The sequence below is a fragment of the Paenibacillus sp. ClWae2A genome (assembly GCF_032452295.1).
In the GTDB taxonomy this organism is placed as follows: Bacteria; Bacillota; Bacilli; order Paenibacillales; family Paenibacillaceae; genus Paenibacillus.
The window spans coordinates 177,507-194,552 of record NZ_JAULSQ010000010.1; the positions used below are offsets into that span (position 1 = coordinate 177,507).

Sequence of the window (17,046 nt, forward strand, 5' to 3'; positions counted from 1 at the left end):
TCCCGCGGTCAGGTGCAGATCCTTTGTATCGATCACGGGGCTTTTCATTTTGTTCGAACATTACCGAATAATGAAACGGAAGTGGAAATCTTGTAGAAAGGTTGGATGGGACTTTCATTCTTTCCACGCTAAAAATGGTATTTTGATGTCGAATTATACAAAAAAATGTTAAAAAAACAAATAAAATAGTTATTGATTAAATGTGGGTGGGATGATAAGTTGTAATTAACTTATTTTAGGATAAATTATATATAAAGGAGAATTAGATGGGAAATGTATGTGTTGATCTACATCCTTTAACAGAGCATCAACAAAGAATATGGTACATGGAAATGTTATATCCGAAATCAGATGTATGGATGATTACATCCAAGATGAGCATACCGGAACCGATCGATTTCACCTTGTTAGAGCGGTCGATTAACAGGGTTTTGAAGAATAACGAACTGCTTCGAACTCGGATTCTACTGGATCAAGGTGAGAATAAACAATACATCCAACCTTATGAGTACAGATCATTCAAGCATATTCATGAAGATCCAGCCTTGACGGGTGTGACATGGACTGAGTATGTGGGTAACCATCCGATTCATGTACACAGTGAAGATCTATGTCAGTTTTATACGTATGAGGGTCATGGACAATACGGATACATCATTCAGGTTCACCATATCATCTGTGATGGCCTGGGATTATTCCAGTTGACGAATGAAATTACGGCAACCTATCATGCCGAACTGAAAGATGGTAATGCAAGCAGGATTGAATCTACGATTCACGATTATGAATACTATATAAATAGTGAACAACAATATCTCGCTTCCAAACGCTATGAGAAAGATCAGGCCTTTTGGAGAGAGAAGTTTCATACGATTCCCGAATTTATGGAACTGAAAGCGCACAATCCCCTTATTACTCACACCGCAGCCAGAAGAAAAACGATGAATATGGATCACTCCATGTATGTACGTTTGAAAGATTTCTGTCGTCAGAAGAATGTCAGCGTATTTACCTTTTTTCTCTCTACCCTAGCTATTCTGCTGAATAAACTCACTCACCAAACCGATTTGGTCGTTGGAACCAACTACGCGAACCGAACTAGTAAAACAGATAAAGACATGATTGGCATGTTTGTCACAACCATACCTGTCAGGATCGGGGTAGAAACCTCTGAAACCGTGTTAACCTTGCTGCAACGCATTTCCAATGAACAAAAAGAAATATTGCGTCATCAGAAATATCCGTATAATCAGCTGATCCGTGATCTGAGAGAGTCGCTCTCCTTACCGGAACTGAACAGACTGTTCGGCATATCACTGGTCTATCGTCCAGAACGCTTTGACAAGATGCAAGGACATGATGTCTATATGGACAACAAGTTTAATGGACATGAGACGAATGATCTGCTTATCAATATTATTGAAAAAATCAATGAGGATCGTATCATATTTCAGATGGATTATCGGACCCAGTTGTTCAGTGAATCGTTCATGGACAATCTGCTCGATCAGTTTCTTACGGTTACGGAAGCCATTCTGGAGCATTCTGAACAAAGAATTGAACAGATCAGCATTGTAAGCGAAGCCGATAAACAATCGATGCTAACCGAGTTTAATGATACCGGGGCGTCTTATCCTAGCGACAAAACGGTCATCCAGTTGTTTGAAGAACAGGCAGCTGCTATCCCTCAACATACAGCACTTATCCTGGGGGATAAGGAGATGAACTATGAACAATTGAATGCCAGAGCTAACGGCTTGGCTACGACATTGATCAGCAGAGGAATCAAGCAGCGAGAACTGGTAGGCATTATTGCAACCCACAGTATGGAGATGGTTATCGCAATTCTGGCTGTTATGAAAGCCGGGTGTGCTTATATTCCGATTGACCCCGAGTATCCAGATGAACGAATTCAGCATATTTTGCAAGATTCTCAGGTAAGGTTTGTCCTGGTTAACGAGCATATCACTTTGCCGGACAGTCTAGAAGTCATTCATATTCTTGAAGATAATGAGGGGTATATACCAACAGGTAATCTGAACTTGACCATAGATATGAAGGATCTGGCTTATGTAATCTACACATCAGGGTCAACTGGAGCACCGAAGGGTGTATTGGTGGAGCATAAGGGATTGACGAACTATATATGGTGGGCGAGTCAGACCTATGTTACTGACGGTAAAACGACTTTTTCCCTGTATTCATCCATCGCTTTTGACCTGACCATTACCTCCATCTTTACGCCGTTAATTACGGGTAACACGATGATTATCTACAACTCGTCTCATAACAAGGCGTTGATTGCAGATGTTGTTCTGGATCCGCGAGTGGATCTGGTCAAGCTGACTCCGGCGCACCTGCAATTGATTCATGACATGAACATTATGGACAGATCCAATGTCCGGACATTTATTGTAGGTGGCGATAATTTAAGTGCTTCGCTGGCTGCCAATATTACCCGGCAAAGTAAGCATGATGTGACCATTTTCAATGAATATGGACCGACAGAGACAGTGGTGGGCTGTATGATCTATGCTTACAATCCTCATGTTGACCAAACGGAGTATGTGCCTATCGGCAAGCCCATTCAGAACACATCCATATATGTACTTGATCAATCACTGCAATACGTTCCAGTCGGTGTTCAGGGCGAGTTATTGGTTGGGGGAGACGGAGTGACCAGAGGCTATCTGAACCAACCCGAATTGACGGGCAGAAAATACGTCGAACACCCGGATCGTCCAGGCGAGCGATTGTACCGAACTGGGGATCTATGCCGGTTAAGAGAAGACGGTCAGATGGAATACCTCGGAAGAATGGACGACCAAGTGAAGATTCGCGGGTATCGAATTGAACTGGGTGAGGTCAAGGCAGCTTTCTTGAAAATCAAAGGAGTTCGGGATGCCGCTGTAAGCGTCAAGACGGATCAGCAATCCCGTCAGTTATGTACTCATTACGTCAGCGATGCACATGTGACCCGGAGGATGATTCGGGATACCTTGGTATCTCTGTTGCCGGAGTATATGGTTCCCACACATCTGATCAAGGTGTCTTCCATTCCACTTACGATTAACGGCAAGATTGATTACTTGGCGTTATCGATAGAGAAGCCACAATCGGATGAAGAAAATGTGTATGTGGCGCCTAGTTCTAGCATGGAACAGACGATATCTGCCATCTGGTCTGAGATTCTTGGCCTGGAAGAGGTGGGTGTGACGGACCATTTCTATGAACGGGGTGGTGATTCACTTAAGTTGATTCAGATCTATACCAGACTATCCGAGATAGGTTTTAATTTTTCGATTAACGATATGTTTAATTTCCCTACAATCCAATCCTTAAGTTCACATCTGGATCAGGTCATAGAAGGAAAGGAAGGCATGACGAGCATGGAACAAAACACAATAAAGAGATCCAAAGTGGATGTATTGAACGGAATTATGGACAAGCCGATCTTCCTGTCAACAGATATTCCCAGAGTTGATCCGGCGCTCAAAGGTGTAATGTCATTCAATCAGGAATCCCTGTGGCTGGTTGAACAGTTCGAGGGAAAGAGCACCAAATATAACATTCCCGGACATGTCATTTTTGAAGGCGCATTCTCGGAAGAGGCATACGTCTATGCATTGAATCAGATCGTACAGCGGCATGATGTATTGAGAACGTATTTTGTTGTAGAGAACAATACACCAGTGCAGCGAATCAGACCTTACGAGCCTTTTGGCATAGAGGTCCAGCATACGCTGAGGGATGATTCCCAAGCCAGTCTGAAGCGTGTAATTGAAGAAGAATCCAAACACCAGTTCAACCTGGAAACCGGGCCGATGTATTATTTTGGATTGTATCAGATCCATGCACATCAATATTTTGCCTATTTTAATTTTCATCACATTATCTTCGATGGCTGGTCTCAGGATATCCTGATGGCTGAACTGGGGTCATACTATAATGCTTATCTGAGGGGAGAAAATGCAGCAACTGAGAGTTTGAGTATCCAATATTCCGACTATTCACATTGGCAAAAAGGAAAATGGATGACTGAAGAATTTCCGACAGTTCTAGATTATTGGCGCAACCAGTTGGGAAGTACCGTCAACCGGTCGGTAAAAGTATTGCCCTATGACCGTGAGCCTTCGCTGAACAACGTGGATACCGGAGATATACTGCTTGCAGAAATTCCGATACAAACCATTGAAATGATCAAAAAGGCCGGTATGAAAAACAATGCCAGTCTGTACATCACCATGCTCACCGCCTACAAAATGCTGCTGTACTTTTACTCGGGTGAAATCGAGATCGTCGTAGGAACCCCCGTAGCAAACCGGAATCGTGCCGAAGTGCAGCGATTGATCGGATATTTCTCCAACAGCCTTGCCTTGAAGACGGTCATGGACCCGGAACAATCCATAGATGCCCAGATTATTTCGGTTAGAAATACGGTATTTGAAGCGTTTGATCATCAGGAGATGCCTTTCGGCAAGCTGATTGAACTGCTGAACCCGGATCGTGCTTCGGGACTGACCCCTTTCTTCCAGACGTGGTTTGTACTTGATGTCAAAAATACGTACAACATCGAAGGGCTAAGTATTGCTCAAAATGAAATTTTGTGGGGACACAGCGGCAAGAGCAAGTGGGATCTGACATTAAATCTCATCGAGGCTGATCATGTAATGAATGCAGTGGTGGAATACAAAACAGAGTTGTTTGGCAAATCCACCATGAAGAGATTCCTGCATGATTATATGGCTGTAGTAGAGCTGATTGCGGCTGACTCCTCGCGGAGTCTTCAAGCTGTACGTCATGATTGGGAGGTGATGGCCCACGAGTACAAGATGGTGTTGCTGAATAGCAGTAAGAGCAAAAAGAAATTCAACAAAATCAAATCTTAGGAGGATTAACTATGAAGAAGAAATTTGATAAAGGTGCGCAGATGGTCATCCAGAAAGAAATTGTGAAGCAATCGTTCCTGGAGGAAGGTCAGGAACTGCCGTTGGTGATCAAACCCAATGTAGCCGGTCTGGATCTGAATCAATGGTATCTCAACAATAAGGACATGGTAGAAGAGAAAATTTTGGAATATGGTGGCGTCCTGTTCAGAGGTTTTGATACTACCACACCAGAGAGCTTTTATGGGTTCATTGATGTAAGCTGCCCCGAACCGCTCAGTTATAAAGAAGGAGCGACACCGAGAACCCAAGTACAGGGCAAGGTGTATACGTCAACGGAATTTCCCAACGAGGAGACTATTGCACCGCATAATGAATTGTCCTACGTCATGACATGGCCCAAAAAAATCTGGTTCTCCAGTATCGTTGTTGCTGATGAAGGAGGAGAAACGCCTATTGTTGATGTACGGAAAGTATATAACCTCATTGATTCGGACATTCGGGATGTTTTTGCTGAGAAAGGCTGGATGTTGGTTCGAAACTACGGAACCGGATTCGGGCAGACCTGGCAGTATGTTTTCCATACGGACTCCAAGGACGAGGTCGAGCAATATTGCCTGGACAACAACATGACTTGCCAATGGAATGAGGATGGAACATTGACAACGAAGCAGGTGAGACCGGCCATTACGATCCACCCCGATACAAATGAGAACCTGTGGTTTAATCATATTGCCTTCTGGCATAGCAGTAGCTTGAACGAGGAAGTTCGCAACTTGATGCTCGAAGAATTTGGAGAGAGCGGCTTGCCATACCAGACGTATTATGGAGATGGAACTTCAATTGATGCTGATGTGGCTGCACATATTCGTCAGGCTTATGCCGATGCCACGATCGCCTTTCCATGGCAAGAGGGAGATATTCTTATGCTGGACAATATGTTGGTGGCGCATGCACGAAACCCGTATCAGGGAGATCGAAAAGTACTCGTAGCCATGGGAGAACCCGTGAGTCGTGAAGCCTCAATTTCGTCGTAAGGAAATTACACTAAATAAATTGAATTTAATATTTACACGATAACGGAGAGGACAGAAATAATGTGAAGAAGCGAAGCGTTCGCCTTTATCCCCGGATTTTCCCTTTAAAGAAGGGAATCAAAAAATCTGGGGATAACAGCGATCGGAAGGTTATTCTGTCATCGAAGTGGCAAGTGTAACATTCTTTAGTTCACTTTATATAGAACTGAAAATACATTAGAAATGCAGGAGGATTGAACATGGAAAATGTAATGCTGGGTTATCCCCTTTCACCACAACAGAAACGACTGCATGAACTGAATAATAACCGATTAACATCACTGGTCCCAAGTGTAATTGCTGTTAACATCGAAGGTGAGTGCTCCAATGATCAGATTGAATTAGCCGTGAAGAGAATAGCCGAGAAATACAGCACACTCCGCACTTCCATAGAAGCCGATCCCAATTATGGGGTCCATCTTCAGAAAGTAGATTCGGAGACCAGAAGCCGATTCCGTACTGCATATTCCGATGAACCTATTCAAGAGCAGGATATCCAAGGATTGATCCGAAAGGAGTTGGACACATGGACAGGTGATTATTCGCTGGAAGCCATTAACGTGGATCTGTCCGAACGTTCCAAAGTGTTGATTCTCGCTTTTGATCCACATTTCTCGGATATTGAACCTGCCGTTATTCTAGCGGATTTATCACAATTAATTGTGGCTGAGGTGGACCCTGAACTTTTGGAAGAAGAGGTACCGTATTATGCTGTATCCGAGTGGTTGAATGACCTGTTGACCAATGATGAGCACGCGGAGGAAAGAAGTTTTTGGAACAATAAACGGTTTGATCATGTGGATAAACAATTGTCCATGGTATCCGGTAGCGGAACTACGAGTATTACGATAGCAAGTTTCCCTGTGGAAGGGTCAACAGAATTGTGGGCTGAACTTGAGAAGGTAGCGGAGAAGTCTGGAAGTACAATAGATAACGTTGCGCTCGCCTGTTGGAATCTGACTTTGCATCTGCTGGGCGAGGATAAGGAACTAACGGTTGGCGTACATACGCGTGGCCGACAAGATGAGGATTTGGAGAAGGTTGTCGGTGCATTGAATCGATACGTACCTCTGTACTCGGGCTTGAAAGAGGACGACACGCTGACTCAGTTTTTCCAAAGAACGACGAGTGAAGCGAAAGATAGTGCAGAATATGCAGATTATTTTGACTTCAAAATGTTTAGCAAATCGGATTCGAGTCAATCTGTGTTCTCCTATGGATTCGAGAGTCGGGATGCATCATCCGTGGTGGAATCGGGTGGTCACACGTTCCGGGTTGTGTATCAGTCGGAACAGATTGAACCGGTTCATCTTGGACTCAATATGCAGAAATACCCTGAACGTAGAGATATCGTTCTTCGATACAACGAGGAAATGTATACTCCGACAGAGATTGGCTACGTAGCCGATATATTCACACATATTTGCAACAAGGCCTATATGAATCTGGATGAACCCGTATCGTTCAATATCCTCCCTGATCATCTGACATTTACATTGCAATCGATTCTTCAAGGAGAGGTTCGGGATTATGCGACCTCGACATTGGTGGAGATGCTGGACGAACAAGCCTTGAAGACACCAGATCAGATTGCGATTGTGTCTGGTAACAACCTGCTTACGTTCCGGGAAATCCATGAGAAGTCCAAACAGCTTGCCCACTATCTGCATCGGACAAGAAGTGTCGGGCATGGAGATGTAGTCGGGGTAAGCGTGGAGAGATCTCCTGAGCTGGTCGTAGCCCTTCTGTCGGTGCTTCGAGCAGGGGCGGCGTATGTACCACTTGATCCGGATTATCCGAATGAGCGGTTGTCCTATATCTGTGAGAATGCCCGCATTGAAACAGTGCTGTTGTTGAATAAAAACAATGAACGGCTCAATTCCCTTTTTGCCAATCCTGTATTTCTTGAAGAAGAAGGTGAGGCAATTGAAAATGAGCCCACGGACGCACCGGCAATCGGAGTAGATGCCAGAGACATCGCCTATATCCTCTATACTTCCGGTTCCACAGGCAGACCCAAAGGGGTCAAAGTGTCACATCAGGCCATCAGCAACCATATGCATTGGATGAACAATGAATTTCCACTGAGCGGGGAAGACGCTGTATTACAGAAAACATCGATTAATTTCGATGCATCGGTATGGGAGTTCTATGCACCGCTCACTACGGGAGCAAGGCTAGTTCTTGCTGAGCCGGACATGCATGCTGATCCCGATTATCTGCTCGATATTATTCATAAGGAACGAATTACGACATTACAGGTTGTACCTACCATGCTTCAGGCATTGGTGGAAAAAGAAACCCTCTCTTCAGCACCGTTAAAAAGGGTGTTCAGCGGCGGAGAGAGACTGGGAATTCCGCTCCAGAAGGCTTTCTTTGCTAGATCCAACGCTCAGTTGATTAACTTGTACGGCCCAACTGAGGCGAGTATTGATACGACGTATCATATCTGTGACAAGGATAACGTTCATGAGACGATCGGCAGACCCATTCATAATACGAATCTGCTCGTGCTGGACTCGAACCTGAATCTTGTCCCGCCAGGTGTTGCCGGAGAGTTATATATCAGTGGAAAGAGCCTGGCAGATGGATATGTGGATGAACATCTAAATGATCAGGCTTTCCTGACACATGCTTATACGCCGGACAAGGTGATGTACAAAACCGGTGACAGGGTTCGTTATTTCCCGGATGGTCATATCGAATACATTGGCAGGGTTGACCGGCAGGTGAAGTTAAGAGGGTACCGGATCGAACTCGGTGAGATCGAGAAGGTTCTAAATGAACACCCTCATGTGCGACTTGCAGCGGCGAAGTTGTTAGAGAAGACAGAATCATTACTGGCTGCCTATGTAGAACTGGATACCGCTGGAGAGATTCAGGATGTTCAACAGTGGATTTCATCCGCACTTCCCGAATATATGATTCCGAACGTCATCCAGGTGCTGGAGCATTTACCGCTGCTGAGCAATGGGAAAATTGATTATCATGCCCTGCCGGACGTGGATGTGAGTTCCGGGGCGGAATATGCCGCACCAACGACAACCGTTGAGCAGATTGTTGCCCAGATCTGGAGAGCGGTATTGAAGCGGGAGCAGATTAGTATTGATGAGAATTTCTTTGCACTCGGAGGACATTCGCTTATCGCAACGCAGGTCATCTCTGGAATCAGACAACAGGTAGGTGTTAATCTACCGCTACGTAAAATATTTGATGCCCCTACCATTCGTGAATTGTCCGAAGTGATTGAGAATCTGTTATTGGAAGCGAATGGTTATTCTGCGGAGGGTAATTAAGTGAAAAAATCCGGTGCAGTAATAAACAAAAGCGAACTGATTGATCGAATATTAAGTCAGATGAATGTGACCAATACAGTACAGCGCACTTCTCGCGACATCAATCGCTTTCCGCTGTCTTTTGCTCAGAAGAGGTTGTGGCTTCAGCAGCAGATTGAGCCAGCAAGTACGGCATATAACATGATTTTTGCCAATGAGATTATGGGAGAGTTCGATAAGTCTGCATTTGAACAAGCCATCGGACTGCTGGTGGAGAGGCAAGAGGTACTACAAGTTCGGATGGATGCAGAGGAAGGCATACCGTATCAATATATTCAGGAAGACCAACCGGATTATCAATGGATTGATGTATCGATGTATCCGGGCGATCAGGCTGAAAGGCAGATTGTGGATGGAATTGAAAGGGCCGATGGCCCTTTTGATTTTACCCGGGATCGATTGTGCAGATTCAAATTGTTTAAACTGAACGATCACCGCCACATTTTTGTTCTGATGATGCATCATATCATCTCGGATGGTCAGTCGATCGAGATCATACGAAGAGACCTGTTATCTTATTATGAACATTTCCGCGGAGTGGGCCCATTGCCGGCATATAACCCATCCGCGACCCAATATATAGATTACGCAGTATGGCAGAATCAATTACTGGCAAGTAAGGAGTTTGCCAATCAGAAAAGGTACTGGCTCGATCAACTGAAAGGACACTCCTACACGCTCACTTTGCCATACGATTATGAGCGTCCGCAGAAGCGGAGTGAAGAGGGGATTTCCGTATACTTCACGATTCCGGCACCTCTTACGACCAGATTAAGAGAGATTTCGGAGCAGCATCATTCCACGCTATTTATGGTGATGTATACCTGTTTTGCGATTTTGTTACGCAAATATTCGGGTGAAACGGATCTGATGATCGGTACGCCTGTCTCCAATCGGCCACAGTCCGATTTGGAGAAGGTTGTTGGTTTCTTTGTCAATACACTTGTACTGCGAAGCCGTATCGATGATCAGCAATCATTTCTGGAGCATCTGGACGCTTCCAAAAATACAATCCTTGATGCATTCGACCATCAGGATGTACCGATTGATCTGTTGTTCGATGATCTGATTCAATCCAGAAATACGGGATATTCGCCATTGTTTCAGGTCATGTTCAGTCTGGCGAAGGCGGGAGATTTCGAACAAACAGAACAACAGGCTGTGTTTAGGGAGATCAAGCTGAAGCAGACCAACACATCCAAATTCGACATGTCCCTGGATTTGACGGAAGATCGGGATGTGATTAAGGGGACGTTTGAATGTAGTCGGGATCTGTTCCATGTGAGTACGATTGAACGCTGGGCCAGTAATTTTATAGCGTTGCTTGAACATATTGTGGATCATCCAGGGAAGCCAATCGCAGGGGTTGGAGCCGTTAGTGATGAAGAACGACAGAAAGTTCTATATGAATGGAACGATACCGTAATGGATTACCCTGATCATATCTGTGTACATCACCTGTTCGAAGCATCCGTATCCCGAGTCCCGGATCAAGTGGCTGTGGTGTATGGGGGAGAACAATTATCTTATCGCGATCTGGACCGTCAAGCGAATCAATTGGCTCATCTTCTGATCGAAAAGGGAATTGGACCTGACAAGGCGGTAGCCATTGGCATAGAACGTTCGCTGCATTTGCCCATTGCCCTTCTTGCCGTGTTAAAAGCGGGAGGAGCTATCGTGCCTCTGGATCTGGATGCACCTGTGGAGCGAAATCGTCATATGTTAACAGATTCGGGAGCGTCCATCTGCCTCATCAATACAAATACGTTGCCGATTCCGGATGATGTTGCCCTTCTGATCGACGTATCTCAACCTGAAATATATATGGACAAGCCGATTACAGTTCCACAGTCACAAGTGGGGCCTGATCATTTGGTAGCTATTTATTATACGTCAGGCACTACAGGGAAACCGAAAGGGGTATCTGTGCGGCACCAGGGGTGGGTGAACCGTATCTGCTGGATGCAGCATCAATTCAAGCTGGAATCCTATGAAACGGTACTTCAAAAAACAACCCTTACCTTTGATGATGTCGGTCTTGAATACTTCTGGACATGGATGGCAGGGGCAAGGGTTGCACTGTTGGAGCCAGGATTTCATCGTGATCCATATGCAATCATTCAAGCTTTGAAGCAATATGAAGTGGCCATCGTCTTTTTTGTTCCAAGTATGTTGAAGATGATTTTGGAGCGAATTGGTGGGGCGGATCTGGAGCAGTTAGCGTCATTACGGGAAGTATTCTCTAGTGGAGAGGCATTGAAGCCCGAGATGGTTGCAGCGTTCCACAACCATCTTCCCGAGCGTAATTTGCATAACAGTTACGGGGTAACCGAGGTTTCCATTGATTCAACCATTCATATGAATGTGCAGTTGGAAGGTCACCGCGCTCGAAGAAATATATCCATTGGTCGGCCAATCGGGAACAACTTCATCTACGTGCTGGATGAAATGCAGAATCCGGTGCCCATCGGCGTTCATGGTCACTTGTATATTGGTGGAGTTGGGCTGGCGAGGGGGTACTATGGAGATCCTTTAAAGACCGAACAGGCTTTCTTTGCGAACCCGTTTACGGATGGAAGGATATACCGGACGGGCGACATTGCTTATTACGACGCCACTGGCAAGTTATACATTGTCGGTCGAATAGACAACCAATTGAAGATCAGAGGCATGCGTGTAGAATTGGGGGAAATCACGGATGTAATCTCCAGACACGCTGATATTCAGGAGTGTGCGATGCTGGCTGAGAGATGGGGAGAGGATGAAGAACTGTCACTGAGTGCTTATATTCAACTGGCTCCATCTTCTGAGGTTCTCAGTACGGACCTTCGCAACTTCTGCCGAACCCTGCTGCCAAGTCACATGATTCCCTCACGTTTCATTACGATTGATCGTATTCCTCTGAACAGTAACGGTAAGTTGGACAAGGCAGCGCTGAAGCAGCTGGACTGTGGCACATTGAAGGATTATATCGCTGCTCCGCAGGATGAGCTGGAAGAAAAGGTCATGCAGATCTTTATGGATATCCTTGGTGTGGACACCATCCATCTTCATGAAAGCTTTTTCGATCAGGGTGGACATTCGATCAAAGCCGTCCGTTTAATGGATGTTCTGAACAGAACATTTCATACCGAGCTATCCGTGATCACCTTGTTTGATTACTCCACCGTGACCGAGATTGCAGATATCATTCGCGAGGGAAACCTGCCCCAAGATCAATCGGTTGTTGTGTTGAAAGAAGGTGGTCGTGTTGATGACTCTCCACTGTTTCTCCTTCCGACGGGTGGCGGCAACCTGATCAATTATTATGAGTTGGTTAGCCAACTGGAAGGCCTGAATATATACGGATTTGTGCCAAAAGGATATGAAAACGACGAAGAACCGCTCTATACCGTCCAAGAACTGGCTCAGTATTATTATGGTGTTCTTACGCAATTGAATCCGCTAGGCCCGTACCGATTGCTGGGTTGGTCCTTTGGTGGCAATGTGGCATTTGAGATGGCACGGATCATCGAAGATGCGGGACAACAGCTGGAGTGGCTGATTATTCTGGATGCACCTGCCCGAAGCCATAAGCGGGATGTTCGTCCAATAAACAAGATGGAGGCTCTTGCCGAATTAGCAAACAACAACGGATATGAGTTCAAGCGCAATGCAGACTATGAGGACCAGTTAAAAGAAGCCATGAATCACTTCCCAGGTGAAAACACGCTTAGACATCTCAAAGTGCGTCTGGCCAATGAAGTGGCCTTTGATAACTACTATTCAGCAGAACCGATTCAGTCCGATATCCATCTGTTGTATGCAACCGCTCAGGATGAAATAAGTCCAGTTCCCTTAACGGATGCACAGGTTTGGCACGCCAAGACGACAGGTACATGCATTGCAACTCCTATTCCAGGTCATCATGAGAATCTGATCGACTACAATCATGCTGTGAATGTGGCCCAATATGTGAATCAAATGGTGAAGGGATGGATCAGATGACTTTTGAAACGATGGAATCCAATGTGAGAAGTTATTGCAGACATTTCCCGGCCGTATTTGATAAAGCCAAGGATGATCAACTCTATACCGTGGACGGTCGTCCGTATATTGATTTTTTTGCAGGTGCTGGTGCGCTTAACTATGGACATAACAATGAATATATCAAAAACGAAATTATGGCCTACATCGAATCGGACCGAATTATGCATGGGCTCGATATGTACACGCAGGCGAAGCTTGATTTTATTGAATATTTCTCTGAATCTGTACTGAAGAAAAAAGGGATGGAATACAAGCTTCAATTCTGTGGCCCTACCGGGACTAATGCGGTAGAGGCTGCGTTGAAGCTGGCACGCAAATATACGGGGCGTACGGGTGTGTTTTCTTTCATGGGTGGTTATCATGGCATGTCCCTGGGGAGTCTGGCCGTGACCAGTAATCGGGACAGCCGACAGGGTGCGGGCAGAGCATTGGACGGTGTAACCTTTATTCCGTTTCCGAATGAACATAATCATTATTTTGATAGTGCTGCCTACATCGAGTATATATTGGAAGACACCCACTCTGGTATTGAGAAGCCGGCTGCCATCATATTCGAGACTGTACAAGCAGAGGGCGGTATCTATGTCGCGGAGACTTCATGGTTGAAGAAAATCAGGGCTATCTGTGATCGATACGATATTTTGTTAATATGCGATGACGTACAGGTAGGATGCGGCAGAACCGGTCCGTTTTTCTCCTATGAGCGAGCGGAAATACTACCTGATCTGGTCGTTCTCTCTAAATCCATTAGCGGGTATGGATTGCCGATGTCCTTGCTGTTAATGAAACCTCATCTCGATATCTGGAACCCGGGCGAACATAATGGAACCTTTCGCGGGAACCAGTTGGCCTTTATCGCTGCCAAAGCAGCACTGGAATACAGGGAACAAGTGTCCCTGGAGGAGCAGGTGTATGCGAAAGAGACCATGTTGAAGAAGATATGGAGTGAGGAAATATTGAAGCAGTACCCCAACATTGATATTCGGGGAATTGGTCTGATCTGGGGGCTGGATTTCTCCAAATTCGAACCGGATATTGCGGAAGAGGTACAGAAGGCTTGTTATGAGCGTGGACTTATTGTAGAGCGAGTAGGCAGACATGATAGTGTGGTTAAGGTTATGCCTCCATTGAACATCTCCAATCACAATCTGCGAAGAGGAATCGATATCCTCAGGGAAAGCATTGCTTCGGTGCTGACGTTGCAAGAGGAGAAGGTTGTACAGAAGATTTAACTCGGATTGAACCAAGCGGAGCAGGAATGACTTCGCTTGTCTTCATTCTTCATAGCAGCATGAAAGAGATGTGGAATGAGATTTAGGTTCGACGTAGGCGGAGGTGGGCCATGGAGATTTTCAAAAACAAGAACTTCAGTTTGATGTTTTTTGGCAGAATCTTGACCAACATTGGAGATAGCTTATATGCGGTATCCGCCATGTGGCTGGTCTACAATCTGGGAGGATCCTCATTTTATACAGGACTCGCGGGTTTTTTGTCCATTTTGCCGAAAATTATTCAACTGTTATCCGGACCGATGATAGATCGGATCCCGATTCGAGGGATTCTGGTATATAGTCAGTTAATTCAGGCCGCATTGTTATTAATTGTCCCTATTGCTGCGTACTATGATTTTCTGAGTGTCGGTCTGGTATTAGTGATCACCCCTATTCTGAACATATGTAATACCTGGGTGTACCCTGTTCAGATGTCAGCACTGCCAAGAGTATTGGAGAAACACCAACTCACGCAGGGCAATTCCCTGTTCTCCATCGCTTATCAGGGGATTGATGTGGCTTGTAATGCCATCTCCGGGATACTCATTGTTGCGCTGGGTGCGGTGTCTTTGTATTTTTGGAATGCCATCGGTTTCTTCATAGGTGCGTTATTATTCTCCCAATTGCGGATTGCTCCTTATATCATGGAATCGAAAATGAAGAAGGAACAGGATACATATGATGAGACTATTGAACAGGTGAATGGGAGTACACCGTCAGGAATGCGTTTGTTTTTTAGGAATTACACGGATGATTTAGTGAGTGGAATCAGGCTGCTTACACGGACGGCATTGGCCAAATTACTCTTTGGCATTATGGTTATTAATGCTGCGGGAGGAGCGACTTTTAGTGTACTTCCCATATATAGTGATGAGATCGGTGGAGCCGATATCTACGGGTTGATGCTGATGGCACAGGCGCTCGGCAGCGTCATTGGTGCAACATGTGCACCGTATCTCAGACTGGAAAATGTACGTTTGGGTCTATTGTATTCTGTGGCATACATCATATCAGGAATTGCCTGGATCGGGTGCATATTTACCCCGTGGAGCTGGTTGAGCATTCTGGTATATGGACTGGCCTGGGTTCCTGGCGGAGCCGTTAACGTCATCATTAATACCGTTGTTCAGAAGGGGGTACCGCAGCAATATTTGGGTTTGGTGTTCTCCGCGACGATGGCGTTAAGCGGCATAGCCATGCCAATCGGCAGTCTGATCGGTGGTACGTTGGGAGTCTGGCTACACAGTTCTACAGTAATCACCTTAAGTGGAATTACCGTTGTTCTGGTAGGTGTATACTGGATGCTTGATCGCGTATCCCGCAACCTGCCCAAGACGGAGCAACTGGATGAAGGATATTTCAATTTCACACCACGCGGCGGCACGGCTCGCTCGAATACCGAGATGGGGGCTTAACGCTGACATAGCGTAATGAGCCTGTCGTTTATCTCTAAATTTCAGATGTGAAAAAATTAAAAAAGGCACCTCCAGAAAGGGCGTGAGGATAACAAATGGTTATCCCGTGCCTGTTCCGTGAGGTGCCCTATTCAAGTTCATTTATGTTAAACGCTATCTGAGGTGGCATTACAGGTTAATTGTTGTTACTGGCGGAGCGTGTGAAGGAGGGCGTTTAAATAAGCGAAAGAAATTGGTGATTCATTTGTGAAAAAAAAGAGCACAGGTTACCCCGCTGATTCGGGACAGCTTATGCTCTTTCTACATATGTATCTACTCTTTTAGTCAAGACTCAGGTCGAAATCAGGCTCACACATATAATCTATTGGGTACAGATCATCTCGTGCCGAGATTAATGCACGGAAATGCAGATCCCTGATACCGTGCTCAGTTGCGCTTCCATCGGCGTGATTGGAGACAAGTTCAGCTATCACAAACACATCTTCTGCGAGGTTACATTTAAAAAGAACATTCTTCGGATGAATGACTTCCTCCAGGTAACTGTATGTCATCACATGAAATGTTTGTCCACGCCAGTTTGTCTTGATCACTTTATAGGACTGTGTGCGAACCAGATCCAGATAACGTTCCAGCTGGAACGTATGCTCAAATTGCGTAATGTAACCTTTTTTGTCCACATCAATCGTAAACTCTACATCATAGCTCACATGCATTTCATCTTTATAAGTTCCCTTCATGACTTTCATGGCGTCAAAGTGTGATCCGAATCCCGGATCTTCTACATAGGGAATGGTAACGAGTTCAGGATCAACATGATCTGTAATTTGGCTGTTACTGGAAGGTGGGGTGTAATACTTCGATGGCTGAAGATCAATCGATCCAATCATACTTCCAGGAAAACCAGGGCTGCAAGATATTCGCATAGTCATCTCCTTCGTTGTTGGTCAGTAGTTAGACGAATGAGTAAGAAGAAAGTTGCACCAGAATAAGGAAATGAACCCGGTAGTTCTATCTCCCAACATCGAGCCGGAACG

7 protein-coding genes are annotated in these 17,046 nt (G+C 45.2%); 6 read left to right on the top strand and 1 reads right to left on the bottom strand.

Annotation, left to right across the window (positions count from 1 at the left end):
• Positions 1–266 precede the first annotated feature (266 nt).
• The 6 genes from QVE09_RS24225 (at position 267) to QVE09_RS24250 (ending at position 16,012) form a co-directional block, all read left to right on the top strand.
• The gene (locus QVE09_RS24225) at positions 267–4,889 is read left to right on the top strand and encodes a non-ribosomal peptide synthetase (protein ID WP_315938879.1); all 4,623 of its coding nucleotides are present in this window, start codon (positions 267–269) and stop codon (positions 4,887–4,889) included.
• Between the two features lie 11 nt (positions 4,890–4,900).
• Positions 4,901–5,923 (top strand): TauD/TfdA family dioxygenase, encoded by a 1,023-nt coding sequence (locus QVE09_RS24230; protein WP_315938880.1) that lies wholly within the window; start codon positions 4,901–4,903, stop codon positions 5,921–5,923.
• 239 nt (positions 5,924–6,162) lie between these two features.
• Complete coding sequence (locus QVE09_RS24235) at positions 6,163–9,258, top strand: non-ribosomal peptide synthetase (protein ID WP_315938881.1); 3,096 nt, start codon at positions 6,163–6,165, stop codon at positions 9,256–9,258.
• The gene (locus QVE09_RS24240; protein ID WP_315938882.1) at positions 9,259–13,284 is read left to right on the top strand and encodes a non-ribosomal peptide synthetase; all 4,026 of its coding nucleotides are present in this window, start codon (positions 9,259–9,261) and stop codon (positions 13,282–13,284) included.
• On the top strand, positions 13,272–14,558 hold the full coding sequence (gene ectB / locus QVE09_RS24245) for a diaminobutyrate--2-oxoglutarate transaminase (protein WP_397387089.1): 1,287 nt from the start codon (positions 13,272–13,274) through the stop codon (positions 14,556–14,558). The genes QVE09_RS24240 and ectB overlap by 13 nt, the downstream gene beginning before the upstream one ends.
• A 110-nt stretch (positions 14,559–14,668) precedes the next feature.
• Positions 14,669–16,012: an MFS transporter gene (locus QVE09_RS24250; RefSeq protein WP_315938884.1), complete on the top strand. Its 1,344-nt coding sequence runs from the start codon at positions 14,669–14,671 to the stop codon at positions 16,010–16,012.
• A gap of 320 nt (positions 16,013–16,332) precedes the next feature.
• Here the strand turns inward: QVE09_RS24250 and QVE09_RS24255 are convergent, their stop codons facing one another.
• A complete protein-coding gene (locus QVE09_RS24255) occupies positions 16,333–16,935 on the bottom strand; it encodes a hypothetical protein (protein WP_315938885.1) in 603 nt (200 codons plus the stop codon).
• Between the last annotated feature and the right edge of the window lie 111 nt (positions 16,936–17,046).